Origin of the sequence: Methylobacterium sp. UNC378MF (assembly GCF_900103195.1) — a bacterium.
Taxonomy (GTDB): Bacteria; Pseudomonadota; Alphaproteobacteria; order Rhizobiales; family Beijerinckiaceae; genus Methylobacterium.
Window position 1 is genome coordinate 52,807 of the sequence record NZ_FMWU01000011.1, and the last position, 25,342, is coordinate 78,148.

The window sequence follows — 25,342 nt, forward strand, 5'->3', positions numbered from 1 at the left end:
CAGATCCGTACACGCGGACGCGCATCCCCTCCCCCTTGCGGGGAGGGGTAGGGGTGGGGGTGGTCCCGGATCGGGCGCGGCGGTGCCTTCTGCGCCACCCCCACCCTCGGTCCCTCCCCGCAAGGGGGAGGGAAGGACGCTGGTCCCTCACGATTCCACCGCCCGGCCCTTGAGCGCGAACAGGCCGCGCGGGCGCTTCTGGATGAACAGGATGATGAAGATCAGCAGGCCGATCTTGGCGAGCACCGCGCCGATATACGGCTCGGCGAGCTTGTTCACGACGCCGAGCGTCAGCGCCGCCACCAGCGTCCCCCAGAGATTGCCGACGCCGCCGAACACCACCACGAGGAACGAGTCGATGATGTAGCCCTGGCCGAGATTGGGCGAGACGTTGTCGATCTGCGACAGCGCCACCCCGGCCATCCCGGCAATGCCGGAGCCGAGCCCGAAGGTCAGCGCGTCGACATAGGGGGTGCGGATGCCCATGGCGGCGGCCATGCGCCGGTTCTGGGTGACCGCGCGGGTCTTCAGGCCGAAGGACGTCCTGCGCAGCACGAACAGGAGGCCCAGGAACACCGCCAGAGCGAACACGATGATCCAGAGCCGGCCCCAGGTGATCGACAGGCCGTAAAAATCGACGGCGCCGCTCATGAAGGCGGGGGCGCCGACCTCGCGGTTGGTCGGGCCGAAGAGCGAGCGCACCCCCTGCTGCAGGACGAGGCTGACCCCGAAGGTGGCGAGCAGCGTCTCCAGGGGACGCCCGTACAGGAAGCGGATGATGAACCGCTCGATCAGCACGCCCATCAACCCGGCCACCAGGAACGCGCAGGGGATGCTGATCGCGAGCGACCAGCCGAACAGGGATGGCGCCTTGGTGCGGATCAGCTCCTGCACGCCGTAGGTCGTGTAGGCGCCGAGCATCACCATCTCGCCGTGGGCCATGTTGATCACGCCCATCACCCCGAAGGTGATGGCAAGCCCGATGGCGGCGAGGAGCAGGACCGAGCCGAGCGAGATGCCGTACCAGACGTTCTGGAGGGCGCCGAGGATCGCCAGCCGCGTCTCGATCGCCGCGATGCCCCGGCCGGCCGCCGCCCGCACCGCCTCGCTCGGATCCGCCGCGAGACCGCGCAGGATGCCCATCGCGTCGCCATCGCCCCGGGCTTGGAGGGCAGAAATTGCGGCAATCCGGTCGGCCTCCGCGGTTCCGGGCTTGGCGAGCAGCAATGCGGCGCGCGCCTCGGTCAGCGCCTGCCGGATTCCGGGCTGCGTCTCGCGCGCCAGGGCCGCGTCGAGGGCTGCGAGCGCTGCCGCGTCCCGGGCCTTGAACACCGCGTCCGTGGCGGCGCGGCGCTTGGCGGGATCGGGGCTCGCGAGGTCGAGCTGGCCGCGGGCGGCCTCGATCGCTCGGCGGACCCGGTTGTTGGCCCGCACCGGCTTGAGATCGGAACCGCCGGCGGCGGGAGCGCCGGTCCGGGCATCCACGACGGCGTTGCCCTGCCGGATCAGCAGGGTCTTGTCCGGGCCCACCAGCAGCCGTCCGTCCGCCAGGGCCGCGAGGATCGCGTCGGCGCGCGGGTCGCCGGAGGCGGCGAGGCCGGTGACGCCCGCCTCGATCTCGGCATAGCCGTCGCCGGCGAGCTGGCCGTAGGGATCGGGCGCCTGGGCCAGCGCAGGGGCGGCCAGCAGCAGGACCAGGAGGGTGAGGAGACGGAGCATGGCACTTCTGGCGGGGTTGGACTCTCGCCTCCCCCGGCGATCCCAGGCTTGCCCGGGATCGCTCGAGCTTGTGGGGAGGAGCCGGAGGTGGGGGTGGAGCAGGATGGAGCGTGGCGGTGCCTCCTGCACCACCCCCCCCTACCCCTCCCCACAAGGGGGAGGGGAGACGGCGGCTTACGCGCCGCCGCAGGTCTTGGTCTTGGTGTTGTAGTTGCCGCACTTGAGCTTGACCCAGTCGGCCTCGAGGTCCTTCGAGCCTTCCAGCTGCTTCGACCACGCCTCGCCGGGGATCAGGCCCTCGGTTTTCCACACCACGTCGAACTGACCGTTCGACTCGATCTCGCCGATGAAGACCGGCTTGGTGATGTGGTGGTTCGGCAGCATCGTGGCGGTGCCGCCGGTGAGGTTCTTCTGCTCGATACCCGGGAGGGCGGCGATGACCTTGTCGGGATCGGTGGTGCCGGCCTTCTCGACCGCCTTCACCCACATGTTGAAGCCGATGTAGTGGGCCTCCATCGGGTCATTGGTGACGGCTTTGGGGTTCTTCTTGAACGCCTGCCACTTCTTGATGAACTCCTCGTTCTCCGGCGTCTTGATCGACTCGAAGTAGTTCCAGGCGGCGAGGTGGCCGGTGAGCGGCTTGGCGTCGATACCGGCGAGTTCCTCCTCGCCCACCGAGAAGGCGACGACCGGGATGTCAGTGGCCTTGATGCCCTGGTTGCCGAGCTCCTTGTAGAACGGCACGTTGGCGTCGCCGTTGATGGTCGAGACCACGGCGGTCTTCTTGCCGGCCGAGCCGAACGCCTTGATCTTCGACACCTCCGTCTGCCAGTCCGAGAAGCCGAACGGCGTGTAGTTGATCAGGATGTCCTCGTCCTTGACGCCCTTCGACTTCAGGTAGGCTTCGAGGATCTTGTTGGTGGTGCGCGGGTAGACGTAGTCGGTCCCCTCCAGCACCCAGCGCTTGGCGCCGCCGCCATCCTCCGACATCAGGTAGTCGACCGCCGGGATCGCCTGCTGGTTCGGGGCGGCTCCGGTGTAGAACACGTTCCGCTCGCTCTCCTCGCCCTCGTACTGGACGGGGTAGAACAGGATGTTGTCGAGCTCCTTGAACACCGGCAGCACCGACTTGCGCGACACGCTGGTCCAGCAGCCGAACACGGCCGCGACCTTGTCCTTGCTGATCAGCTCGCGGGCCTTCTCGGCGAAGAGCGGCCAGTTCGAGGCCGGATCGACCACCACCGGCTCCAGCTTCTTGCCGAGCACGCCGCCCTTGGCGTTCTGCTCGGCAATCAGCATCAGCATCGCGTCCTTGAGGGTGGTCTCGGAGATCGCCATCGTGCCCGACAGCGAGTGAAGGATGCCGACCTTGATGGTCTCCTGCGCCCGCGCCGCCCCCGCCCCGAGGGCGCCCATCGCGAGTCCGGCGGCCAGCGCGGCGGCCGAGGCCCAAGTTCCAAATGCCTTCATGGCGGTCCCCTGCGTCGTCTTCCTTGCGACGGGTCGGCGCTTCGCAAATCACGTGCCAATTATTTAGGCAGGTCGGGTCGGGCGGCTGTTTCGTGGCCGTCGACGCATAGAAGGGCGGCGTTTCGCCTGTCCTGCCGGCAGATGCACGAGGCAGTTGGATCAACGGATGGGCATGGCGACCGGAAATGCGCCGGCACGTTGATCAGGCGCGGATCGGTGCCACTTACCTCAGCCCGCGGCGCGAGCGGAGGCGTCGCCCGACGGGCGGCATCCATGCGGCGTGTCGAAGTCGGGTCGGGGCCCGGTGCAGCAGGATCATATGGCAGAGCGCTACTATTTTCGCCTGAGCCGCGATGGCGAGACGATCGAGGACGAGGCGGGAGTCCAGGCCGCATCGCTCGCGCATGCGGAAGCGGAAGCGCTGGTGCTGATCGAGGAGTTCCGGCGCTCTGGCGAACTGCCGGACGCCGCGGCGGGCTGGCGCATGGAGATCCATGACGGGAACGGCACCGTCCTGCGGACGCTTCAGCTCTCCTGATGCGGCCGCCCCGTCTTCACGAGCCGATAGAACAAGCTTTGGATCGCCGGGCGGAGCGCGGCCCGATCGGGCGCATCCCGACGGTCCTGAGCGGCTGCCGGCAGGGACTTCAATCCGCGTCCCGGCATCCCTCGCGGTGTCTGCCGCGATCCGGGGCAATCCGGCTCTGGGCGGGTTCCGCCGGACGTCCCTTGGGGCGCCGACACGGGTGATCGTCGCATGTTTCCGCAGATCAGGGCCGTCGGAAGATGGGGCGGGACGAGGCGGTAATTTGATGACGCCGGGGAGTAAGGATGGACGATCGCGCGTTAAGCTTGCGCGGCTCCGTGCGCGGGGCGGTACCTGCGGGAGATCCCTTGAACCCCTTCCTTCGCAAGTTGGCGCTGCGCGCATCCTTGGACGACGGTGATGTGGCCGCGCTGGACGCCGCGACGCGCGATGTCGCGCAGGTCGATGCCGGCCGCGACCTGGTCTCGGAGGGCGAGCGGCCCGACGCCGCCTACGTGATCCTCGACGGGTTCGCCTGCCGCTACAAGCTCCTGCCCGACGGCGGGCGATCGATCCTCGCCTACCTCGTTCCCGGCGACGGCTGCGATCTGCACGCATCCCTGCTCGACCGGGCGATCCACTCCGTGGCGACGCTGACGCCCTGCACCGTCGCCTCCGTGCCCTACCGGACGATCAAGCAACTTGCCGCTGTCCGGCCCAACATCTACCGCGCCGTGTGGTGGTCGATTCTGGTCGACGAGGCCGTCCTGCAGGAATGGCTGGTCGGGGTGGGGCGCCGGTCCGCCGACAGACAGGTCGCCCACATCATCTGCGAACTTTTCGCCCGCCTGAATGCCGTCGGCCTCGGCCTGGAGCCCGACTATCGCCTTCCGCTGGCGCAGTCGGAACTGGCCGACACCGCGGGACTCTCGAACGTCCATCTCTCGCGGGTCCTCTCGGATCTGCGCCGGGCCGGGCTGATCGAGAGCGGACGCAAGAGCGTGCGCGTGCCGAATCTCGAGCGTCTGCAGGAATTTGCCGGCTTCACGCTCGACTATCTGCTCCTGCCCGGCCCGAACCGGGCCATGGAGGCGCTCGGTGCGCTGCCCCAGATGACCGGACAGGTGCGGGCGGCGTCGGCATCGTGAGGGCGGCGGGCGCCGGCGGGCGCACGGGGCGCGTTTCGTGCCGGATCGCGCCGGACCTCACCGGATATCGCCGTCCCAGGCCGACTCCGGCTCCTCAGCCACGTGGCATCCGATCCGAGCGGTGAGCGGCAGGCGGATCGTGCAGCGCAGCCCGTCCGGCTCGTAGTGCAGGTCGACCGCCGCGCCGAGATCGTAGGCCAGCATCTCCGTCAGCACGTCCGTGCCGAAGCCGCGCCGGTCCGATGCCCGGATTCCGCTGCCGCCGGTCTCGGCCCAGTCGAGGGTGAGGACGGGCGGTTCGGCCTCCCGGCTCACCCGCCACGCGGCGCGGATCCGGCCCTGCGGGAGCGCCAGGGATCCGTGTTCGACGGCGTTGCTGGTCAGCTCGTGCAGGGCCAGCGCGACGACCTGGGCGGCCTTGGGGCGGAGGCGCACCCGCGGGCCGGCGAGGGTGGCCTGCTCGCCCTCGCGCGCGAGGTGGAACATCAGCTCGTCCGAGATCAGCGTGTGCAGGTCGGCCTCGCCGAACGCGTCCGTGGCGGCCTGCACGCGCATCACCGCTCCGAACCGGCCGTCGAGATGCGCCACGTAGCTCTCGACATCCGCGGTGCGCTCGGCGGACCGGTGCATGACGGTGCGCATCATCGCCATCGTGTTGCGCATCCCGTGGCGCAGGCCGTCCGGCAGACCCGCGGCGTCGAGCTGCCGGCGCAGGCGTGCATTGTCGGCCTCAAGGGCCGCGAGGCGCTCCGCCGGATCGCGAGGGTCTGTCATGCCGGGCCACTCCGGATGTCGTTCAACCTGGCTCAATCGCCACGGGGCGGGCAGGGTTCAGCGCGCGGCGGCGCGCTCGGTCTCCGTGAGGTGGAGATAGGCGATGTCGAAATGCGCGAGCCGGGCGAGCGCGACCGGATCGTGGATGGTCAGGCGCCGGCTGCGCAGGGTGATCAGCCCCATGCCGCGCAGCTCCTGGAGCGTCCGGTTGATGTGCACGCTGGTCTGGCCCATTGCGTCGCCGAGATCGTTCTGCGTCATCGGCATCGCGCAGGTATTCCCGTCCGTCAGCCCGATCGCCGCCAGCCGCGCATGGAGCTCGCAGAACAAGTGGGCGAGGCGCTCGATCCCGGTGCGGCTGCCGAGGCTGACCGTCCACTCGCGCTGGATCGCCGCGGTGGCCAGGGCCTCGCGATGGAAGGCCAGATCGAGCCGCGGGTTTCGGGCGGTCAGATCCTGCATCGCCGTGCCGGAGATCTGGCCGAGGAGCACCGGCGTGATCGCGCCGATCGTGTGATCCATCGCGTCGAGGAGGAAGGCGTGCGGATCGCACGGATCGCCCGGAAGCAGGAGCGAGACGATCTGGCGGCGCCCATTGGCGAATTGGCGGTACCGGCAGGCCCAGCCGTCCAGGATCACGTTGATGGCGCGCGGATCCTCGCCCTCGTGGATGATGTCGGTGCGCGCGGCGACCATGCGGCTCGGGCTCATGATATCGGCCAAGCACATCCGGTCGTCTTCCGAGAGCCGAACGTAGCGATTTAGCTTGTGCGCGAGCGGGTTTGGCATGGCGGCTTCTCCACGATGGCGTGGGAGCGCGAGCCTACATTTAGTTTCGCTCCAATAATACTTATGTAGATTAGTTTGTGCTACCGCAAGGTGTCTTTCGGTCCTCATTGCCCGCCTGACGGGCCTGAATCCGGACCCGGATTCAAGCCGCGCCGCCACGCCTGACCGGCACGATCCGGCAGTGCCGAACGGCCCGTCGGCGCGGCGGTGGAAGTGATCTCGTCACCCCGCCGTGTGACGGGAGAATGTTCGCGTGTCGTCTCGAAATTGGAAAGACTGTGCTTTTGACTTCGATGCTGCCGCACAGCAGGATTTGACGAGCGGGAGCAGCAAGATATCCGTTCAGGTCGGGTTCTCGTCCTGCGTCTCGTCTTTCCTCAACGGGGCCCGTCGGTTCGCGCCGATCCGGGCGGCCTATCCTGGACGGAGTCCGGATCATGCAGCCTGCGCTGCGCCCTGTTCGATCGGGTCCGGAGGGGCGACGTCCCCTTCCCCGTTCCGCCGCCCGCCCGGCCGCGCTCCCTGTCGCCGGCGGCAGCCCGCACCGCGACCGGGCGGGGCTGGTCCTGTCGATCGAGGGATTGTCCCTCGCCTTCGGCGGCACGGTGGCCTTCGCGGAGATCGATCTCGCGGTCGGCGCCGGCGAGATCCATGCGGTGATCGGGCCGAACGGCGCCGGGAAATCCTCGCTGATCAACGCGGTCACCGGCCTCTACGCGCCGCAGGCCGGGCGGGTGCGGATCGGCGCAGAGGCCTTCGCCCGGGTGCCCGCCGGGCGGCTCGCCGCGCTCGGCGTCGCCCGGACCTTCCAGAACCTGGCCCTGTTCGCGGGCCTGAGCGTCCGCGACAACGTCCTGTCGGGGCTCGCGGCGGCGCGGCGCGCCGGGCTCGGGGCTCAGATCCTGGGCCTGCCGGCGGCCCGGCGGGAGGCGCTGGCGCACCGCGACGCCGCCGAGGCGGTGATCGGGCGCCTCGGACTCGGGGCCGTGGCCGACCGTCCGGCCGGCCGCCTCCCCTACGGGCTCCAGAAGCGGGTCGAACTCGGCCGGGCGCTGGTGGCCCGGCCGCGGCTCCTGCTCCTCGACGAGCCGATGGCCGGCATGACCGCTACCGAGAAGGCCGAGATGACCGGCTTCATCCGGGCGGCGCGGGAGACGTCCGGGGCCGCGATCGTGCTGATCGAGCACGATATCGGCGTCGTCATGCGCCTGTCCGACCGGGTGACCGTGCTCGACCACGGCCGCCGCATCGCCACCGGCACGCCGGCGCAGGTGCAGGCGGACCCGGCCGTCATCGCCGCCTATCTGGGGCTCGCGGATGAAGACGCGGACGCGGAGGCCGCATGAGCCCGGATCTCGCCTTCCTGGCCGAGGTCGTGGTCGGCGGCCTGCTGTCGGGCGTCATGTACGCCCTCGTGGCGATCGGCTTCGTGCTGATCTACAAGACCTCGGGCGTGCTGAACTTCGCGCAGGGCGCGATGGTTCTGTTCGCCGCCCTCACCTTCGTGAGCCTGACCGAGCGCGGCCTGCCCTTCGCCGCCGCGCTCGCCGCGACGCTCGCCGTGATGGTGGTGGTCGGGCTCGGCGTGGAGCGCCTGGTGCTGCGGCCGCTGGTGAACCAGCCGCCGATCACCCTGTTCATGGCGACGCTGGGCGTCGCCTACGTGATCGAGGGCGCGGCCCAGCTCGCCTGGGGCACGCAGGTCCACGGGCTCGACCTCGGCATCGACGACACGCCGATCGATCTCGGCGGCGTGCTGGTCAGCCGGTTCGACCTGTTCGCCGCCGCGGTCGCGGGCCTGATGGTGGCGCTGCTCTCCGCCTTCTTCCGCTACACCCGCACGGGCCTCGCCTTCCGGGCCGTGGCGGACGATCCGCTGGCCGCCCTCAACACCGGCCTGCGCCTGCCCCGGATCTGGTCGGCGGTCTGGATCGCCGCCGGGATCGTCGCGCTGGTGGCGGGGCTGCTCTGGGGCGCGCGGCTCGGCGTGCAGTTCTCCCTGTCGCTGGTGGTGCTGAAGGCCCTGCCGGTGCTCGTGCTCGGCGGCTTCGATTCCATCGCCGGGGCGATCGTGGCCGGGCTGATCGTCGGCGCGGTGGAGAAGCTGTCCGAGGTCTATCTCGGGCCGGTCATCGGCGGCGGGATCGAGGGCTGGATCGCCTACGTGGCGGCGCTCGGGTTCCTGCTGGTGCGGCCCTCGGGCCTGTTCGGCCTGCGCGCCGTCGAGCGGGTCTGAGGCCGCCATGGATGCCCTGCCCCTCGCGGCGCCCCGCCCGCGCCCGTCCGCCGGCGTTCTCGGCCTCGCCGCCCTTCTGGTCCTGGCCTACGGGATCGTGCCGCTCACCGGCACGAGCTACCTGTTCGAGGCGCTCCTGACGCCGTTCCTGGCCCTGGCGCTGGCCGGCCTCGGGCTCAACCTGCTCACCGGCTATGCCGGTCTGCTCTCGCTGGGCTCGGCCGCCTTCATGGCAGTGGGGGCCTACGCGGCCTTCAACCTGTCGCTGCGCCTGCCATTCCTGCCCCTGCCGGCGGCGATCCTGCTCGGCGGCCTCGTGGCGGCGCTCGCCGGGCTGGTGGCGGGATTGCCGGCGTTGCGGCTGCGCGGCTTCTACCTCGCGGTCTCGACGCTCGCCGTGCAGTTCTTCGTCGCCTGGGCACTGAACCGGATCGGCTGGATCTCCAACGACAGCCCCTCGGGCATCATCACGGCGCCCGGGCTGGTGGTGGCCGGCCTGTCCTTCGACGATCCGCGCGGGCGCTACCTGTTCTCGCTGAGCGTGGTCACGCTGCTGACCGTCCTGGCATGGCGCCTCGTGGCCTCCCCCACGGGCCGCAACCTCGTGGCGATCCGCGACAACGAGACGGCCGCCCGCCTCGTCGGCGTGAAGGTCGCCCGGACCAAGCTCCTGGCCTTCGCGGTCTCGTCCTTCGTGATCGGCATCGCCGGGGCGCTGTGGGCCTTCGCGTATCTGCGCACCGTCGAGCCGGCGGGGTTCAACCTCGACCGCTCCTTCCAGATCCTGTTCATCGTCATCATCGGCGGCCTGGGCACCCTGCGCGGCGCCTTCCTGGGCGCGGGCTTCATCGCGGTGCTGCCCCTGCTCCTTTCCCGCCTCGGCGCGGCGGTCCTGGGCGACGGGTTCGATTCCGGCACCCTGGAGATGGTCCAACGCATGGTGCTCGGCGCCCTGATCGTCGCCGTGCTGATCCGCGAGCCCGCCGGCCTCGCCGCCCTTCTCGACCGGGCCGGCCGCCGCCTCGGCCGCCGCGCTGCCTGATCCTCTCCCCGTCTGACCAACCCCAGGACGACCATGCCCCTGAAGACCCGTCTCCGCGCCGCGCTCCTCGCCGGCACCGTCGTGCTCGCCGGCGCGGCCCCCCGGGCCGGGTGGGCCGACGAGCAGTATTTCCCGCTCCAGAGCTACCGGGTCGGCCCCTATGCGGCCGGCGGGACCGGCTTCTTCGGCGGCTTCATCGACTATCTCAACCTGATCAACGCCCGGGACGGAGGCGTGAACGGCGTCAAGCTCACTTGGAGCGAGGGTGAGACCCAGTACGAGGTCGAGCGCGGCGTCGAGGTCTACGAGCGGCTCAAATCCCGGCCCGGCATCGCCGCCTGGAACCCGCTCTCCGTGGGCATCGCCTACGCGATGATCGACCGCATCAGCGCCGACAAGGTGCCGCTGATCACGATCAATCACGGCCGCACCGATTCCACCGACGGGCGCGTCTTCCCCTACGTGTTCCCGCTGCTGCTCAATCCCTACAGCGAGACGAGCGGCATCATCCAGTATCTCGGCACCCGCGCGGGCGGCCTCGACAAGCTCAAGGGCAAGACCGTCGCGGTGCTCTACCACGGCTCGCCCTACGGCAAGGAGACGATCCCGATCTACGCGCAGCTCGCCAGGCAGTACGGCTTCACCGTCGAGCAGATCGAGGTCCCCCATCCCGGGAACGAGCAGCAATCGCAATGGCTGACGATCCGGCGGCTGCGGCCCGATTTCGTGGTGCTGCGCGGCTGGGGCGTGATGAACCCGGTGGCCCTCAAGACCGCCCAGAAGACCGGCTTCCCGGCCGACCGGATCGTCGGCAATGTCTGGTCGAACTCGGAGGAGGACGTCGTCCCGGCGGGCGACGCCGCCAAGGGCTACGTCGCCATCACCACCCAGGCGTCGGGCACCGCCTACCCGGTGATCCAGGAGGTCGTCGGCAAGGTCTACGGGGCCGGCAACGGCAACCTCGCCGACCGGAAACGGATCGGCAGCGTCTACCACAATCTCGGGGTGCTGAACGGCATCCTCAACGTCGAGGCGGTGCGGATCGCGCAAGGCAAGTTCGGCCAGCGCACGCTGACCGGCGACGAGGTGCGCTGGGGCTTCGAGCACCTGCGCCTCGACGAGGCCCGGGTGGCGGCGCTCGGCGCCAAGGGACTGTTCCACTCGATCACCGTCACCTGCGCCAACCACGAGGGCGAGGGCCGCGTCACCTTCCAGCAATGGGACGGGGCGCGGTGGAACGTGGTGTCCGACTGGATCGCCCCCGACTGGGCGAGCCTGCGCCCGATCATCGAGGCGTCCTCGACCGCCTACGCCAAGGAGCACGGCATCACCCCGCGTGACTGCGCGGCCGAGGAAGCCGCCGACAGCCAGGGCGGCCAGCAGGCCGCCGCGGCGGGCCGATGAGCGACGGCGCCGGTCCGCCGCTCCTGCAGGTCGAGGCGCTGGAGGTCGTCTATGGCGGCGCCGTGCACGCTCTGCACGGTGTCGATCTCGCGGTCCGGGCGGGGGAGATCGTCGCCCTGGTCGGCGCCAACGGCGCCGGCAAGACGACCCTGCTGCGGGCGGTGTCGAACCTGCTCCCGGCCCTGCGCGGGCAGGTCACGGCCGGGCGCCTCGCCTATGACGGACGGGACGTGACGCGGACCCGGACCGATAACCTGGTCCGTGCCGGGCTCGTGGGCGTGCTGGAGGGGCGCCACTGCTTCCGGGGCTTGAGCGTCCAGGAGAACCTCGTCGCGGGCGGCCTCGGGCGCGGCTCGAGCCGCGGAACCGTTCGTGCCGACCTGGAGCGGGTCTACGGCCTGTTCCCGCGCCTCGCAGCGAAGCGGGGCGTCGCCGCCGGCCTGCTCTCGGGCGGCGAGCAGCAGATGGCGGCGATCGGCCGGGCGCTGATGGGACGGCCCCGGCTGCTCGTCCTCGACGAGCCGTCCACGGGACTCGCCCCCCAGGTTGTGGAAGAGATCTACAGGGTGCTGGCGGGCCTGAACCAGGCCGAGGGCCTGACCCTGCTGGTGGCGGAACAGAATGTCCGCCTCGCCCTGCGCCATGCCCACCACGCCGTCGTGCTGGAGAACGGACGGAGCGCGCTGGCCGGCAGCGCCGCGTCCCTGCGGGCGCGGGATGATGTTCGGTTCCTGTATCTCGGCGGTGCCGAGTGTCCTGGTGCCGCCGCGCCGCCGGAGACGCGCCGCCGCGCGCCGGCCTGACGGCACCGGCTCACCGCAGGGCCCGCATCAGGACTCGAGGTCGGCCCGGCGCAGGGACCAGAGCAGGGTGCCGTGGGCGTCGACCAGCCACAGGGCGTTCACCGCCTCGTCCTCGATCGCCAGCGAGCGGCTGTTGGCGAGTCGGACCGCCTCCTTCGCGTCCGCGGCCGTGAGCTCCTCGTCGACGCGCGGCGCGCCGATCTCCCCATCCGCGCCACGAACCGCCCCGCGCAGGCGATAATCCGGCATCCGGCGACTCCCATCTCCGACCGACCGCTCCGAGGCGTGGCCTTGGGTGCGAAGATAGGCGCCGGCGCGGCAAGTCGAGGGTGCGCGGGCCGCTACGGCCCGGCCCGGCTCGCCAGGATCTGCTGCGGCCCAGCGAGGAACAGCGCGCGCAGCGCGGCGGCCGATTCCCGGGGCGGCAGGTCGAGGGCGTGCCGCGTCTCCGCGATCCGGGCGGCGCAATCCGCTGGCGGGGCGGCATCCGGGACTGTGGCGGACGCGTCCGCCCCGTCCGGCCGCGCGGCCTGTGTCCGGGCGAGGAGCGGGGCGAGCCCGTGCGATGCAGGCCTCTCGGCCCGCAGACGCGTGTCGAGCGCCACGAGGTCACCGGCCGCGAGGATGCCGCAGGCCGCCACATCCTGCGTCTCGGTACGCCGCAGCGTCGCCAGGATTTGGTGTCCCAGGGCCCGGACGACCCCATCATCGGCTGCCCGGAAGCGCCGCTGCAGGTAGCCGGCGGCCATCCGCCTCAGGCCCGCGGCGACCTCCGCCTCCGGCCGGCCGGCGGCGTAGCCGTCCCGGTACCGACGGGCGATCGGGTCGAGCCCCGCCGCCTCGGCCTGGCGCAGGATCGGCAGGCTCCGCAGGATCGCGGCCCGAGCCCCGGACGCGCTCGGATCCGCGTCCAGGGTCGAATCGGGGAAGCGGTCCGGGCCGACGACCTCGGTGACGATGCCGGCCGCGCGCAGCTCCCCCGCCGTCGGGATCCAGATCCCGGCCGGCGGTACCGCCAGGGCCCGCGCCACGAAGGCGGCCGGCAGGCCGGCGGCCCGGTAGGCCGCCCGCTCCGGCGCGGAATCCACCGGGCGCATCCGGCCCTGCGCCCCGATCTCGTAGGGGGCGTGGAAGCCGAGCCGGCCGCCGGTCCCCAGGTAGCGCGTCCGGCCGCGGACGAAGATCAGCGTGCAGGCCGAGGCACAGGCATCGGGGACGTAGGTGGAAAGCCCTCGCGCCGCCACAAGCGCCCCGATCGCCGCGCCCTCCTCCACGAGGCCGCCGTCGCTGGTGAGATGGAGGCGCGCGATCTGCGGGTGCGCGGCGAGGATGGCGGCGACCCGCACGGCCATGCCCTCGGTGAGATCGCCCGCGAGGCGCAGGTCCCGGCCGCCCGGCCCGACCGTGAGCCGGGCCGGGACGTCCGGCCTGTCGGCCGAAGACGCCGCTTCGCGGCCCTTCGGCGGGTACGCGGCAGCCGGGCCGGCGGCACCCAGCGCCAGGGCGAGGGCGCAGGCAGCCGTCCCCGTCCGGCGCTTCCGCCCGCGGGGGAAGACCGACATGACAGGTTTCCGTCGTTCGTGTTCGGGGAGGCCGGCGCGGCGTGCCTACTGGAGGTAGGCGACGAACATCTCGGACACGGCCCGGGACGCGTAGGCTTCCGGGCTCTCGCCCCAGCGGATCGGGAAGGCCTCGGCCACCGGGCGGCCGGCGAGGATCCGGGCGACCTCGTCGGGCATCAGGCCGTCGCCGAGGGCGCTCGCGAGGGCGGCGCGTTCGTGGGAGGGATGGGAGCGGATGCTCCGGGACAGGGTCCGGCCGAGGGCCCGGGCCGGCTCGGCGCTCAGGCCGGGACGGGCGTTGCGGGTCGTTTCATAGGTCAGCATCGGTGGTCGCCTTTCGTGTCTGATGTCGTGCGCTCTCCTCCTCCTGGACGCGGCAACACGGCCGACACGGAGCAGTCATCAGGGCGATCCGTTTCTTGCTGGCGATCACGGCAAACCTCCATCCGGCTCTGCGTCGACTGCGGGTCGACCTCTTCAATCTAGAGGCCGGGCCTGAGAATGTGCTGCCAAATTGACGAAGACTTGCAGCGCAGGTCGTTCGTCGAAGGCGCATCCCGGAGCAGAAGCATGGGCCGACGGGCATGGACCGGCGTCGCGGCCGCGATCGGTCGCGCTCCCGTCGGCCTGGCGCTGGGCTTGCCAAATGCGGGGCGATGCGTAAATATCGTTCTATAACAATTACTTAGCGAAAATGATGCTCCGGCTTCGGCCGTGCGCGGTCGAAACCTTCTCCGCCGGACCGGGGCATCCGGAAAAGACTTCTCGCCATCGGCGCCGATCCTGGTTCGGGCGCCGGCGGCGGCAGAACCGGGACGCCGCGACCGGCCGATCCAAGGGGGACCGACACCATGGCCTCAGCGACGATGATGCAGGGCGACGAGGTCGTGTTCGCGCGGCTCGACCTCGCCGAGATCCTGGGGATCTGGCGGCATGCCCGGGGCCGGGTGGTGGGCATCCACCGCTCGGGCGAGGCCCCGGCCACCGTGGACGTGAAGTTCCAGGGGCACGACACCCTGGAGCGCTACCTGCCCGACCTGTTCCGCTCCGCCGCGTGATCGGCGGCGACCGATGCATCACTCTGCCGTGCCCGCCGCGGGTGCCACGATGGCCGTGGTCCAGCCGCCCCTGCGCATCACGAGCCGCAGCACCGCGGAGGACGAGGTCTGGGCGGCCCTGCGCGCCGAGGCCGCGGCGGCCCTGATCGAGGAGCCGCTCTATGCCGGCATCATCCAGGCGACGATTCTCGACCAGCCCACCCTCGCGCAGGCCCTCGCCTACCGCCTCGCGCACCGGCTCGGCGACGGCGACCTCGCCCGGCTGTCGATGCGCGACCTGTGCCTCTCGGCCTTCGAGGCGGATCCGCAGGCCGGCGCCCACGCGGTGCGCGACCTCGTGGCGATCCGCGAGCGCGACCCGACCTGCCGCCGCTACCTCGATCCGTTCCTGTTCTACAAGGGGCTGGCGTCGCTGGAGGCCTACCGGGTCGGCCACTGGCTCTGGCACCAGGGCCGGGCGACCCTGGCACTGCACGTCCAGAGCCGCATCTCGGAAGTGTTCGGCTGCGACATCCATCCGGCGGCCCGGATCGGCTCCGGCGTGTTCATCGACCACGCCACCGGGGTGGTGATCGGCGAGACCACGGTGATCGCCGACGACGTCTCGATCCTCCAGTCGGTGACGCTCGGCGGCAACGGCAAGGAGAGTGGCGACCGGCATCCCAAGATCGAGCGCGGGGTGCTGCTCAGCGTCGGCGCCAAGGTTCTGGGCAACATCCGGGTCGGGGCGGGCGCCAAGGTCGCGGCCGCCGCGGTGGTGCTGCAGGACGTCCCGCCCCACACGACCGTCGCCGGTGTACCCGCCCGGGTCGTCTCGCGCCTGCCGGCCGGCGAGGAGCCGGCGCTTAGCATGGACCAATCCTTCGGCTACGGGGATGGGATCTGAGGCGAGACGAAAAAATCTTCCCGTAAAACAAAGTCGTCCGGATCCCGGCACGTGTGCCGATCCGATAAAATTAAATTCTCTGATCCGGCAATGGGGCTGCTGCCTTGTCCTATGCGTTGTGCATGCCAGAGGTTCTATTTCCAAGAAACGGCATAAAATAGGGAAATCGTTTCGTTGACCCTCGGCCGAATCGACCTTTATCCAGATCGTGCCGAGCGCGGATGCGCTGCGGTTGGCTGAGCGGCAGACGATGATCGTCTAATTGCCGGAAAATACATCCTTCGACCGACGATAATACGATCTCTTGGTCTGCTATCGTCGTCAAACATTGATCAATACGTGTTGCGCCCGCCCCGTGCGCGCTGCGGGGCCAACCATCATCTGCGGATTGATGCGGCGCGCCTGCAACCCTGGATGGAGTGAGGACGAACGATGAGCGGACCGGGTCTGAGCGTGAGCGCCACGGCGGCACGCAATCTTGCGACGGCGACCGTCACCTCGGTCCAGAACGCGGCCAACACGCCGCGCTGGCTGCTCCGGCTCCTGCCCTTCGTGGACGTGGCGGGCGGGGTCTACCGCGTCAACCGCCGCGCCGTCGTGCTGGCGCGCCCCGGCCGGATCGATCTCGCCGCCGAGGACAAGGGGGACAGCAAGGGCCGGGCGATCCGTCCCGCCTCCCTGCGGGCCGTGCCGCTGTTCAGCCGGCTGGGCGATGCCGAACTGGCGGCGCTGGCGGCCAAGTTCACAGAGAGCCAGCACAAGGCCGGCGCGGTGATCCACGAGGAGGGCTCCGCGGGCCGCAGCCTCACGGTGGTGGCCGACGGCACCGTCGAGCTGACCTTCTCGGGTCCCTACAAGGGCCGCCTGCGCCAGGGGCTGGCCACGAAGGGCGATTATTTCGGCGATGCCGGTCTCGCCGGTGAGAGCGCGCCCGCCCCGGCCGTGAAGGCCCTGTCGGCCGTGACCCTCCTGACCCTCGACGCCGCCGCGGTGGAGAGCGAGGAGATTCGCGCCAAGATCGCGCAGTACCGCGAGGAGCGCGACCGCCTCAAAGGCCACACCAACTCGTACGGCGAGCAGGGGATCGAGCTGCTGGCGGTCCATACCGGCGAGCCGCGCCTGCCCACGACCTTCGTGGATTACGAGGTCGACCCGCGCGAGTACCACCTCTCGACCATCCAGACGATCCTCAACACCCATACCCGCGTCACCGACCTCTACTCCAACGAGATCGACCAGCTCCGCGAGCAGATCCGACTCACGGTCGACGCCGTGAAGGAGCGTGAGGAGTGGGAGCTCCTGAACAACGCGCAGTTCGGCCTGCTGGGCGAGGTCGGCCCGCGCCAGCGCATCCCCACCCGCGGCGGCCCGCCCACCCCGGACGACCTCGACGAGCTGCTGACCCTGGTCTGGAAGAAGCCCGCCTTCTTCGTGGCCCATCCCCGCGCCATCGCGGCCTTCGGCCGGGAGGCGACCCGCCGCGGCGTGCCGCCGGTCGTCGTCCACCTGTTCGGCGCACCCTTCATCACCTGGCGCGGCGTGCCGCTGGTGCCGAGCGACAAGCTGCCGGTCGACATCGACCCGGTGACCGGCGCCGAGACCACCTCGATCCTGCTCCTGCGCGTCGGCGAGGGCGAGCAGGGCGTGGTCGGCCTGCAGAAGTCGGGCGTGACCGGCGAGATCGAGCCCGGCCTGTCGGTGCGCTACATGGGCACCAACGACCACTCGATCGCCTCGCACCTCGTGACCCGCTACTTCTCGGCCGCCGTGCTGGTCGAGGACGCGATCGCCCGTCTCGATAACGTGCTGCTGGGCAACTACCATGACTACGCCTGAGGCCTTCACCCTCGGGCTGCCCGGGGCGAGCCCGGGCGAGCTGGCCCACGCGGATCTGGTCGGGCGCCTCGCCCGGGAGATCTACGGGCAGGGGCAGGCCGCGAGCCAGCCCTTCGCGCCGGCGATCCCCGCCGGCCCCCAGGTCCCGCAGGCTCTCGAGAGCCTGCCCCAGGCCCCGGGCGGCGCGCCGCTGCCGAGCGCGCCCCTCGGCGTCCCCTCGGCCCCCGCGGGCGGCCAGCCCGCCGGCTTTCAGCCGGACGCGTCGGCGCTGGCGGCGCGCGCCTTCGGGGCACCGCCGGTCGGCCTGCCGGGCCTCTCCGGCCCGACCGTGCCGAACCTCGCGCCCGCGAGCCCGGCCTTCGCAGAGGTGGCGGCGATCCCGCCGGTCCACCCGGCGAGCCCGCGCCCCGTCCTGCCGGACTTCTCTTTCGCCGGCGCCCCGGAGCTGGCGGCCGCCCTCCCCGGCGGTCCGGAGCTGCACCGGCAGATCGCCGCGGACCACCCGCGCGCCAACGCCTTCGCGCACGCCCTCGCCCCGCACCGCGTGCCGGCCGACCCGTCGAAGGCCGGCGTCGACGAGGCGCAGGAGAGCTTCGCCCGGACCGGAAAGCTGTCCCGGGCGCCCGAGGCGCCGGCTGGCGACTACTACTTCCTGAACCTCGGCCCCGGGCCGGCCCGCAAGGCGCCGGCGAGCCCCCGGTTGGAGCCGGCCCGCACCCCGGGCCCGGCGCCGCGGGTGACGTCGCGCGGGTCGAGCCCGGTGGCGGCGCCCTTCGACGTGGAGCATGTCCGCCGGGACTTCCCGGCCCTGCACCAGAGCGTCAACGGCCACCCGCTGGTCTGGCTCGACAACGCCGCCACCACCCACAAGCCGCAAGCCGTGATCGACGCGACCTCGGACTTCTACGGGCGGCACAACTCGAACATCCACCGGGCCGCCCACACCCTGGCGGCGCGCGCCACCGACCTGTTCGAGGGCGGCCGCGAGGCGGTGCGCCGCTTCCTCAACGCCCCGTCGAAGGACGACATCGTCTTCCTGCGCGGCACCACCGAGGCGATCAACCTCGTCGCCAACTCCTACGGCCGGGCCCATATCGGCCCGGGCGACGAGATCATCGTCTCGACCATCGAGCACCACGCCAATATCGTGCCCTGGCAATTGCTGGCGCAGCAGACCGGGGCGACGCTCCGGGTGATCCCGGTCAACGACCGCGGCGAGATCATCTTCGAGCAATACGCGGCGCTTCTGTCGGGCCGCACCAAGATCGTCTCGGTCACGCAGGTGGCCAACGCGCTGGGCACCGTGAACCCGGTGCGGGAGATCATCCAGCTCGCCCACGCCTACGGGGTGCCGGTGCTGGTCGACGCGGCGCAATCCTCGCCGCACATGCCGCTGGACGTGCAATCCCTCGACGCCGACTTCCTCGTCTTTTCCGGCCACAAGGTGTTCGGACCGACCGGGATCGGCGCGCTCTACGGCAAGACGCATCTGCTCGCCGCGATGCCGCCCTGGCAGGGCGGCGGCCACATGATCGAGGACGTCACCTTCGCGAAGACGGTCTACAAGGGTGCCCCCGAGAAGTTCGAGGCGGGCACGCCCGACATCGCCGGGGCGGTCGGTCTCGGGGCGGCGCTCGACTACCTCGCGGGGATCGGCATGCCGGCCATCGCCGCCTACGAGCACGACCTCCTGGAGTATGCGCAGGGCGGGCTTGCCGACGTGAAGGGCCTGCGCCTGATCGGCACGGCCCGGGAGAAGGCGAGCGTGATGTCCTTCGTGATCGAGGGGCAGGAGAACGAGGCGGTGGCCCGCCACCTCGATGCGCACGGCATCGCGGTGCGCTCGGGCCATCACTGCGCCCTTCCGGCCCTGCGCCGGTTCGGGGTCGACCAATCGGTGCGCGCGTCGCTGGCCTTCTACAACACCCGCGCGGAGGTCGACGCTTTCCTGAGGGCGCTGCACACCCTGCCGCGGCATTGAGCCGGGGGCGCCGGCCGCGTGCCGGCGCCTCGCCGCAGGCCGGATGATGAGCCCGGGATTCCAAAGGGCTTGAGCCCTTTGGCGGGTTGTCAGGGCAGAGCCCTGATGGCGCGTCTCAGCAGGGCTCTGCCCTGCACCCGCACAAGGTCCCGGACCTCTTGGATCGGGGTCTTCACCCCGCCGGCCGGAGGTGCCGCGTCCGGACCGTGCCGTCGATGGCCCGCAGCGCGCGGAGCACCGCTTCCGCCTCGCCCGACGGCACCGACGCATCGACCACGACATAGCCGAACTCGCCGTCCGTCTGCAGGTACTGCGCGTCGATGTTGAGCGACCGGCCCGAGAAGATCGCGTTGATCTGCCCGAGCACGCCGGGCACGTTCCGGTGCACGTGGAGGAAGCGCGCGCCGGACAGGCGCGGCGGCAGCTGGACCTGCGGGAAATTCACGGCGCCGAGCGTCGAGCCGGTCTGGATGTAGTCGACCAGCTTGCGGGCCACCTCCGCGCCGATGCGGTCCTGAGCCTCCTCGGTCGAGCCGCCGACATGGGGGGTGAGGATGACGTTCGGCAGGCCCTGCAGGGGCGAGACGAAGCGCTCGGCGTTGGACGTGGGCTCCACGGGAAAGACGTCGATCGCGGCTCCGGCGAGATGCCCGTCGCGCAGCGCCGCCGCCAGGGCGTCCAGATCCACGACCGTGCCGCGGCTGTTGTTGATCAGGTAGGCACCGGGCTTCATCGCGCGGATCCGCTCCGCGCTCATCAGCCCGTGGGTCAAGGGCGTTTCCGGAACATGGAGGCTGACGACGTCGCTGGCGGCAAGCAGCGCCTCGAGGCTCTCGGCCGGTTCGGTGTTGCCGTGGCGCAGCCTGTCGGTGAGATCGTAGAAGATGACGCGCATGCCCATCGCCTCGGCGAGGTTCGAGAGCTGCGCGCCGATATTCCCGTAGCCGACGATACCCAGCGTCTTGCCGCGCACCTCGAAGGCGCCGGAGGCCGACTTGTCCCAGCCGCCTTCATGTGCCGCGATCGACCGCGGCACGATGCGCCGGAGCAGCATCACGATCTCGCCGATCGTGAGTTCGGCGACGCTGCGGGTATTCGAGAACGGCGCGTTGAAGACGGGCAATCCGCGGGCACGCGCCGTCTCGAGGTCCACCTGGTTGGTGCCGACGCTGAAGCAGCCGATGGCGGTCAGATCCGGCAGGGCGTCGAGAAGCGCGGCGGTGACCTGCGTGCGCGAACGGATGCCGAGGACAGTGACATCGGCAAGATCGCGGGTGTCATCGGGGCTGACGGCGCGAGGCAATTGCCGGATGTCGCCGATCCCGGCTTGCGTGAAGATCTTGGACGCTGTCGGCGCTATGCTTTCGGTCAGAACGACGCGCTCGGTCGACACGGTCGAGCCTCCTTCCACGAACGGGCTGTGATCCGTGACCTAGCCGCCGGTGCCGCGCAGCGGCAAGGGCGCGCGGCGGCAAGGGCGCGCGGCGCATGCGCGCCGATCCGGGCCGGAACATCCCGCCCCGGCTGCCCGCTCCGCCCCGGCGGACGGGGACGGCCCTCGACGTTGGCGGCGCGGCCTGTCAGTGTCCGCCCCCCGGCGGCCGAGGCCGCGGAGCGACAGGTGCGTCATGACCGGATCGACAGCACGGGCCGTGATCGTCCAGCCGGGCGGTGGATTCGACAAGGTCGGCTTCGGCGAGCGGCCGGTGCCGCAGCCCGGGCCCGGCGCGATCACCGTCCGCCTGCGGGCGAGTTCTCTCAATTATCACGATTACGCCGTGGTCAGCGGCCTCTGGGGGCCGAGCGAGCCGCGCATCCCGATGTCCGACGGCGCCGGCGAGGTCGAGGCCGTGGGGCCGGGCGTGACCGAATTCACCGTGGGCGACCGGGTGGTCAGCACGTTCTTCCCGACCTGGGCCGAGGGCACGCCGCTGGTCGAGGGTTTCGCCACCGTCCCGGGCGACGGGATCGATGGCTATGCCCGCGAGCGGGTGACCGCGCCGGCCGCCGCTTTCACCCATGCGCCCCGGGGCTGGGATCACGCCGAGGCGGCGACGCTCACCACCGCCGCGCTGACCGCGTGGCGGGCGCTCCATGCCGATGCCGGATTGAAGAGCGGCGACGTCGTGCTGGTGCAGGGCACCGGCGGCGTCTCGCTGTTCGGCCTCCAATTCGCCAAGGCGGCGGGCGCCACCGTCATCGCCACCTCCTCCAGCGACGACAAGCTGGAGCACCTGCGCGGCCTCGGCGCCGACCACGTCATCAATTACCGCGCCGATCCGGCCTGGGGCGAGACCGCCCGGCGCCTGACGGACGGGCGCGGCGTCGACCACGTCCTCGACGTCGGCGGGCCGGGGACGCTGGAGCAGTCCATGGCCGCGGTGCGGGTCGCCGGCCACATCTCGGTGATCGGCATCCTCTCGGGCGTGGCGGGCGAACTGCCGCTGGTGCCGGCACTCCTGAAGCAGATCCGCCTGCAGGGCGTGCTGGTCGGCAGCCGGCGCCATCAGATCGAGATGATCCGCGGCATCGAGGCCTGCGGGCTGCGGCCGGTCATCGACCGCCGCTACCCCCTCGACGACCTCGTCGCGGCGTTCCGCCACCAGGAGAGCAACCGCCACTTCGGCAAGATCTGCATCGCGATTTGAACGTCCCGGTCGGGTCCGGGGCGCCTCAGCGGAAGGCGATCCCCAGCGTCGCGGGCATCACGACTGCCCAGGGCGCCTCGGCCTGACTCGGCGGGGGCGGCACGTGCGAGCAGCCGTTCTCGCAGAAGGTGCGGAGCGTGCGCCGGTCGAGCCCGATATCGCTCAGCATCTCGTCGTCGAGCGCCGACAGGATTCGAAGATTTCGCGCCGCGATGCGGTTTTTCCGAGCATATTCCAGGACCGAGAGGATCATGATTCAGGCTCCGCCTCGCCGAAGGATCCGTGGCTCGTCCACGACCGGCCGGATCAGCGTCGCTTTATTGTAGAATATCCGCGTCACCTGTTTGGAATACTGGAGACAACCGGAGCGAATATTTATTACGTGCCGGGCTGGGCGCCGACGATCGGTTGCGGGCACAGCAGGAGCAGGCGCATCAGCTCGGCCTGGCGGCGCGTCCCCGTCTTCTCGAAGAGGTGGCGCAGATGCACGCGCGCCGTGTTCCGGGTGATCCGGCGGCGTGTCGCGCTCGCCGCGAGGTCGTTCCCGGCCAGGATGTCGACGGCCAGGGCCGCCTCCGCGGGCGTGAAGCCGAACAGGTCCTGCAGAACGCCGGGATCCGGCAGGTTCGGGGCTGCGGGATCGATGAGGCGCAGGAGAACGGCGCCCTCGGCAATCGGGCAGAGGGACCCTGGGATCGCGCAGGCGGCGACCAGGAGCGTCCCGCCCGCACTCTCCAGGCGCAGCGAGCCGCCGCGATCCCCGGCGGTGCAGCGGGCGATGATCCGGCGCAGCGCCGCGCTGTCCTCGGGGGTCGCGCCGCGCAGGCCCCCCTGCTCCAGGCGCAGGAGGCCCTGCTCGATGAAGGCCCGCGCGGCGTGGTTCAGGAAATGAACCCGCCCGCACCGGTCGGTCACCGCGAGCCCCTGCTCGAGATGCTCCGCCAGGAGGTGGAGCGCCGCCTCCACGAGGGACGGGTCCGTGATGGTCGGAGCGCCGCCGGCCTGATGCCGCCACGCCCGGGCGGGTCCGGCCTCGGATGGATTTTCGGCTCTGCGGGTCTTCAGTTGCGATTGACTGATCACGCTGGGATCCTCGTCGGATCGACATCACGATATCAGCAATAACCCGACTCGGAGAGCCGTTATTCCCGCCTCAACCCGGCTTGGCCCCCGGTGCGGGTCCGGAACAGGTCGGCGAAGGCACGCAGGTCGCGCAGATTGAGATCCGACACCGCCCAGTAGGTGAGGTCGCCGAGGTGCCAGCGCTCGATCGTGGATCCGTCCCGCCGCTCTTCGCCGGCGGCGCCGTCGGTGGCGGAGATCACCGTGACGCTGATCACGTGCCGGTCGCGGCGATAGACCAGGGTCGGCACGGGGATGCCGGCCACGATGTCGACCCGGCCGCCGGCCAGCGGGAAGCCCTGGTCGGACAGGTCGGGGGCATCGGGCGCGATGGTGGTCCGGCCGTTGAACCAGGGCTTCACCACGTGCCGGTCCGAGGAGGCGACGTCGAAGGGTTGGGGAGCCGCGAGGCCGCGGAGATGGCCGGCGAGCACGGCCTCACCGGTATCCGGGGCGCCGCCGGGGCGATCGAGATAGGCGGCTCCGCCGCCGAGCGCGGCCCCGCCGACGAGACCCACGAGCAGGGTCGCGGCCAGCGCCCGCCAGGATCCGAGCCAGGACCGAAGCCCGACGCGGGACGGGTGCGGGTCGGAGAAGCCGATCTGCGCGATGACGCGCGCCCGCAGGGATTCCGGGGCGGGGGCTCCGGCCAGCGTTCCGCGCAGGGTGTTCGAGAGGGCGCGGAGGCGCTCCGCCATCGCCCGCGCGTCGGGGTCCGCAGCGAGACGGCGCTCCATGGCCAGGACTTCGCCGGGAGACAATTCGCCGTCCGCGTAGGCGCTGAGGAGCAGGAGGGTCTCGTCGTCGGTCATCGCCCTTCCTTCGCGAGCCGTACAAGCAGGTGCTGCCGCGCGCGGCCGAGGCGCGACATCACGGTCCCGATCGGGACGCCGGTCACACCGGCGATCTCCCGGTAGCTGAGGCCGTGGTATTCCCGCAGGACCAGCGCCTCGCGGAACGCCACCGGCAGGGCCTCGACCGCCCGGGCGAGCTGCCCCGCATCGTCGCGGGCGATGAGGGTCGCCTCGGGCGTCTCCGCGGCCTCGGTCAGGGCACCCCCGATTTCCAGTTCGGCGCGGGCCGCGGGGGCGAGGTCGTCGGCGAAGACCACCGCCCGCGGCCGGTGCCGCTGCAGCCAGGAATAGCCGGTGTTGCGGACGATGGTCAGGAACCACGCCCGGGCATTGCCTTCGGCAAATCCCTCGATCGCCCGGTAGGCGCGCAGACACGCCTCCTGCATCACATCCTCGGCGTCGGTGGCGTTGCCGGTAAGCCAGTGCGCGAGCCGGTAGCCTTCATCGAGGCGCGGAAGAACGAGCTGGCTGAAACGCGCCCGCGCCAGGGTCGTCATGTCGGCGGCCGGTCCGGGGCCGTCGCGTCGAGAGCCTGCGAAGCCATGGAATCCCTGCCCTGGTGCTCCAGCCTGCAGCCTTGTGCCACACGATCTGGAACCGCCCGGCGGCAGGGTTTATTCCCGCGCCCGCGCAAGGATTTTCGGGCCCATGGAGCGCGGCTCTCCGGGCCAGCCCGAAGGCGTCCTTTGGCCAGAGGGGGCCGGCTCCGGGGCCGCGGTATCGCACGCGTGCTCGGCCGGATCGCGCCGGTCGGGCACCGGCACCGGGCAGCCGTCCGGGCCAAGACGCTTGCGGGCGACGCGCGCGGCCGCCGCACGTTCTGCCGCGGAGCGGTTCGCGCCGCCGCTCTGATCCTGGGCCATCGGTACTTCCAACCGGAGCGGAACCGCCTGCGGTCCCGATCGTGACATCCCCGGCATCGTCGGAGGCCCGAATTGGCGGATGGGCCGGATGTCCGATTCCGCCCCGATCCGTCCGCGTCACCAACGGGACGGGGCAGGCCGCCGCCTCCTCGGAGGCGGGACCTGCCCCTGTCTCAACCCACGGCTCGTGTCACGGTTCGGCGCCAGGCCGTCGCGTCACGTCACTAGCGGCAGACGCGCCGCGGTCCCCACGGGGTCGGACGGAAGAAGCAGCGCGGGCCGTAGAAGCGCGGCCGCCGGTAGATCGGCCGGCAGCGCCCGTATGGGCCGGGTGCCCAGCCGGGACCGCAGCCGAAAGCGACGGTGCTGACCGCGGCGGGACCGCTGATCGTATCGGCGCCGGCGACTGCCAGGGGCGCCGCGCCGGCGGAGGCCAGGCCGAGGCCGCCGACGACAGCCGCGGCGGCCGCGATCATCTTCACGTGCATCATCATCAGACCTTCTGTTCGGTTCCGCGCCGGTTCGGCCCGGCGCAAGACCCGGGTAGAATGGTTATCGGTCCTGAATATGGGCTGACCTCCGCCATAACCGTCGAGAAACAAACATTCCGACCGAGGCCTG

25 protein-coding genes are annotated in these 25,342 nt (G+C 71.1%); 12 read left to right on the plus strand and 13 right to left on the minus strand.

Annotated elements, in window-relative coordinates; translation table 11 throughout:
* Positions 1-147 precede the first annotated feature (147 nt).
* On the minus strand, positions 148-1,719 hold the full coding sequence (urtB, locus tag BLT59_RS13180; protein WP_091780427.1) for an urea ABC transporter permease subunit UrtB: 1,572 nt from the start codon (positions 1,717-1,719) through the stop codon (positions 148-150).
* Positions 1,720-1,893: 174 nt separating this feature from the next.
* Positions 1,894-3,189, minus strand: a complete 1,296-nt coding sequence (gene urtA / locus BLT59_RS13185) for an urea ABC transporter substrate-binding protein (protein ID WP_091780430.1) — start codon at positions 3,187-3,189, stop codon at positions 1,894-1,896.
* Between the two features lie 319 nt (positions 3,190-3,508).
* Here urtA and BLT59_RS13190 point away from each other — a divergent pair, with 319 nt between their 5' ends.
* Positions 3,509-3,727 (plus strand): DUF6894 family protein, encoded by a 219-nt coding sequence (locus BLT59_RS13190; RefSeq protein WP_091780432.1) that lies wholly within the window; start codon positions 3,509-3,511, stop codon positions 3,725-3,727.
* Positions 3,728-4,083: 356 nt separating this feature from the next.
* Positions 4,084-4,863, plus strand: coding sequence for a Crp/Fnr family transcriptional regulator (locus tag BLT59_RS13195; protein ID WP_091780436.1), 780 nt, complete (start codon positions 4,084-4,086; stop codon positions 4,861-4,863).
* Positions 4,864-4,920: 57 nt separating this feature from the next.
* Here BLT59_RS13195 and BLT59_RS13200 read toward each other — a convergent pair whose 3' ends face one another.
* The gene (locus BLT59_RS13200; RefSeq protein ID WP_091780439.1) at positions 4,921-5,637 is read right to left on the minus strand and encodes an HWE histidine kinase domain-containing protein; all 717 of its coding nucleotides are present in this window, start codon (positions 5,635-5,637) and stop codon (positions 4,921-4,923) included.
* A 57-nt stretch (positions 5,638-5,694) separates the two neighbouring features.
* Positions 5,695-6,426 (minus strand): Crp/Fnr family transcriptional regulator, encoded by a 732-nt coding sequence (locus BLT59_RS13205; protein WP_091780442.1) that lies wholly within the window; start codon positions 6,424-6,426, stop codon positions 5,695-5,697.
* Positions 6,427-6,863: 437 nt separating this feature from the next.
* On the opposite strand from BLT59_RS13205, the gene BLT59_RS13210 reads away from it, so the two are divergent.
* Genes BLT59_RS13210 through BLT59_RS13230 form a run of 5 tightly spaced genes read left to right on the plus strand, consistent with a single transcriptional unit; the run spans position 6,864 to position 11,911 of the window.
* Positions 6,864-7,772 carry an ABC transporter ATP-binding protein gene (locus BLT59_RS13210; RefSeq protein WP_091780447.1) on the plus strand — a complete coding sequence of 303 codons (909 nt, stop codon included), beginning with the start codon at positions 6,864-6,866 and terminating at the stop codon, positions 7,770-7,772.
* A complete protein-coding gene (locus tag BLT59_RS13215) occupies positions 7,769-8,662 on the plus strand; it encodes a branched-chain amino acid ABC transporter permease (RefSeq protein ID WP_091780450.1) in 894 nt (297 codons plus the stop codon). The genes BLT59_RS13210 and BLT59_RS13215 overlap by 4 nt, the downstream gene beginning before the upstream one ends.
* A 7-nt stretch (positions 8,663-8,669) precedes the next feature.
* On the plus strand, positions 8,670-9,704 hold the full coding sequence (locus tag BLT59_RS13220) for a branched-chain amino acid ABC transporter permease (protein WP_091780453.1): 1,035 nt from the start codon (positions 8,670-8,672) through the stop codon (positions 9,702-9,704).
* Positions 9,705-9,737: 33 nt separating this feature from the next.
* On the plus strand, positions 9,738-11,108 hold the full coding sequence (locus BLT59_RS13225) for an ABC transporter substrate-binding protein (protein ID WP_091780456.1): 1,371 nt from the start codon (positions 9,738-9,740) through the stop codon (positions 11,106-11,108).
* Positions 11,105-11,911: an ABC transporter ATP-binding protein gene (locus BLT59_RS13230; RefSeq protein WP_091780459.1), complete on the plus strand. Its 807-nt coding sequence runs from the start codon at positions 11,105-11,107 to the stop codon at positions 11,909-11,911. Before BLT59_RS13225 ends, BLT59_RS13230 begins: the two co-directional genes overlap by 4 nt.
* A 27-nt stretch (positions 11,912-11,938) precedes the next feature.
* On the opposite strand, the gene BLT59_RS13235 is transcribed toward BLT59_RS13230, so the two are convergent.
* The 3 genes from BLT59_RS13235 to BLT59_RS13245 form a co-directional block, all read right to left on the minus strand.
* On the minus strand, positions 11,939-12,160 hold the full coding sequence (locus tag BLT59_RS13235; protein ID WP_091780462.1) for a hypothetical protein: 222 nt from the start codon (positions 12,158-12,160) through the stop codon (positions 11,939-11,941).
* 92 nt (positions 12,161-12,252) lie between these two features.
* Positions 12,253-13,473, minus strand: coding sequence for a COG3904 family protein (locus tag BLT59_RS13240; protein WP_091780465.1), 1,221 nt, complete (start codon positions 13,471-13,473; stop codon positions 12,253-12,255).
* A gap of 45 nt (positions 13,474-13,518) precedes the next feature.
* On the minus strand, positions 13,519-13,797 hold the full coding sequence (locus tag BLT59_RS13245; RefSeq protein ID WP_091780469.1) for a hypothetical protein: 279 nt from the start codon (positions 13,795-13,797) through the stop codon (positions 13,519-13,521).
* 527 nt (positions 13,798-14,324) lie between these two features.
* Between BLT59_RS13245 and BLT59_RS13250 the strand changes: the two genes are divergently transcribed.
* From BLT59_RS13250 to BLT59_RS13265, 4 genes are all read left to right on the plus strand, one after another.
* Positions 14,325-14,531 (plus strand): hypothetical protein, encoded by a 207-nt coding sequence (locus tag BLT59_RS13250; RefSeq protein ID WP_091780472.1) that lies wholly within the window; start codon positions 14,325-14,327, stop codon positions 14,529-14,531.
* A 13-nt stretch (positions 14,532-14,544) separates the two neighbouring features.
* Positions 14,545-15,417 (plus strand): serine O-acetyltransferase, encoded by an 873-nt coding sequence (gene cysE / locus BLT59_RS13255; RefSeq protein WP_091780475.1) that lies wholly within the window; start codon positions 14,545-14,547, stop codon positions 15,415-15,417.
* Between the two features lie 432 nt (positions 15,418-15,849).
* Positions 15,850-17,253, plus strand: a complete 1,404-nt coding sequence (locus BLT59_RS32145; RefSeq protein ID WP_091780478.1) for a family 2B encapsulin nanocompartment shell protein — start codon at positions 15,850-15,852, stop codon at positions 17,251-17,253.
* Positions 17,240-19,234 (plus strand): family 2A encapsulin nanocompartment cargo protein cysteine desulfurase, encoded by a 1,995-nt coding sequence (locus tag BLT59_RS13265; protein ID WP_091780481.1) that lies wholly within the window; start codon positions 17,240-17,242, stop codon positions 19,232-19,234. The genes BLT59_RS32145 and BLT59_RS13265 overlap by 14 nt, the downstream gene beginning before the upstream one ends.
* 172 nt (positions 19,235-19,406) lie before the next feature.
* Here the strand turns inward: BLT59_RS13265 and serA are convergent, their stop codons facing one another.
* Positions 19,407-20,627, minus strand: coding sequence for a phosphoglycerate dehydrogenase (gene serA / locus BLT59_RS13270; RefSeq protein ID WP_091780484.1), 1,221 nt, complete (start codon positions 20,625-20,627; stop codon positions 19,407-19,409).
* Positions 20,628-20,862: 235 nt separating this feature from the next.
* Between serA and BLT59_RS13275 the strand changes: the two genes are divergently transcribed.
* On the plus strand, positions 20,863-21,882 hold the full coding sequence (locus BLT59_RS13275) for a zinc-dependent alcohol dehydrogenase family protein (protein ID WP_091780487.1): 1,020 nt from the start codon (positions 20,863-20,865) through the stop codon (positions 21,880-21,882).
* A 25-nt stretch (positions 21,883-21,907) separates the two neighbouring features.
* Here the strand turns inward: BLT59_RS13275 and BLT59_RS13280 are convergent, their stop codons facing one another.
* The 5 genes from BLT59_RS13280 to BLT59_RS13305 form a co-directional block, all read right to left on the minus strand.
* Positions 21,908-22,135 carry a DUF1127 domain-containing protein gene (locus BLT59_RS13280; RefSeq protein WP_091780490.1) on the minus strand — a complete coding sequence of 76 codons (228 nt, stop codon included), beginning with the start codon at positions 22,133-22,135 and terminating at the stop codon, positions 21,908-21,910.
* A 125-nt stretch (positions 22,136-22,260) separates the two neighbouring features.
* A complete protein-coding gene (locus tag BLT59_RS13285; protein ID WP_091780493.1) occupies positions 22,261-22,965 on the minus strand; it encodes a helix-turn-helix transcriptional regulator in 705 nt (234 codons plus the stop codon).
* A 59-nt stretch (positions 22,966-23,024) separates the two neighbouring features.
* The gene (locus BLT59_RS13290) at positions 23,025-23,816 is read right to left on the minus strand and encodes an anti-sigma factor family protein (protein WP_091780497.1); all 792 of its coding nucleotides are present in this window, start codon (positions 23,814-23,816) and stop codon (positions 23,025-23,027) included.
* A complete protein-coding gene (locus BLT59_RS13295) occupies positions 23,813-24,355 on the minus strand; it encodes a sigma-70 family RNA polymerase sigma factor (RefSeq protein ID WP_091780501.1) in 543 nt (180 codons plus the stop codon). The genes BLT59_RS13290 and BLT59_RS13295 overlap by 4 nt, the downstream gene beginning before the upstream one ends.
* A 590-nt stretch (positions 24,356-24,945) precedes the next feature.
* On the minus strand, positions 24,946-25,212 hold the full coding sequence (locus BLT59_RS13305) for a GCG_CRPN prefix-to-repeats domain-containing protein (protein ID WP_091780835.1): 267 nt from the start codon (positions 25,210-25,212) through the stop codon (positions 24,946-24,948).
* Positions 25,213-25,342 lie beyond the last annotated feature (130 nt).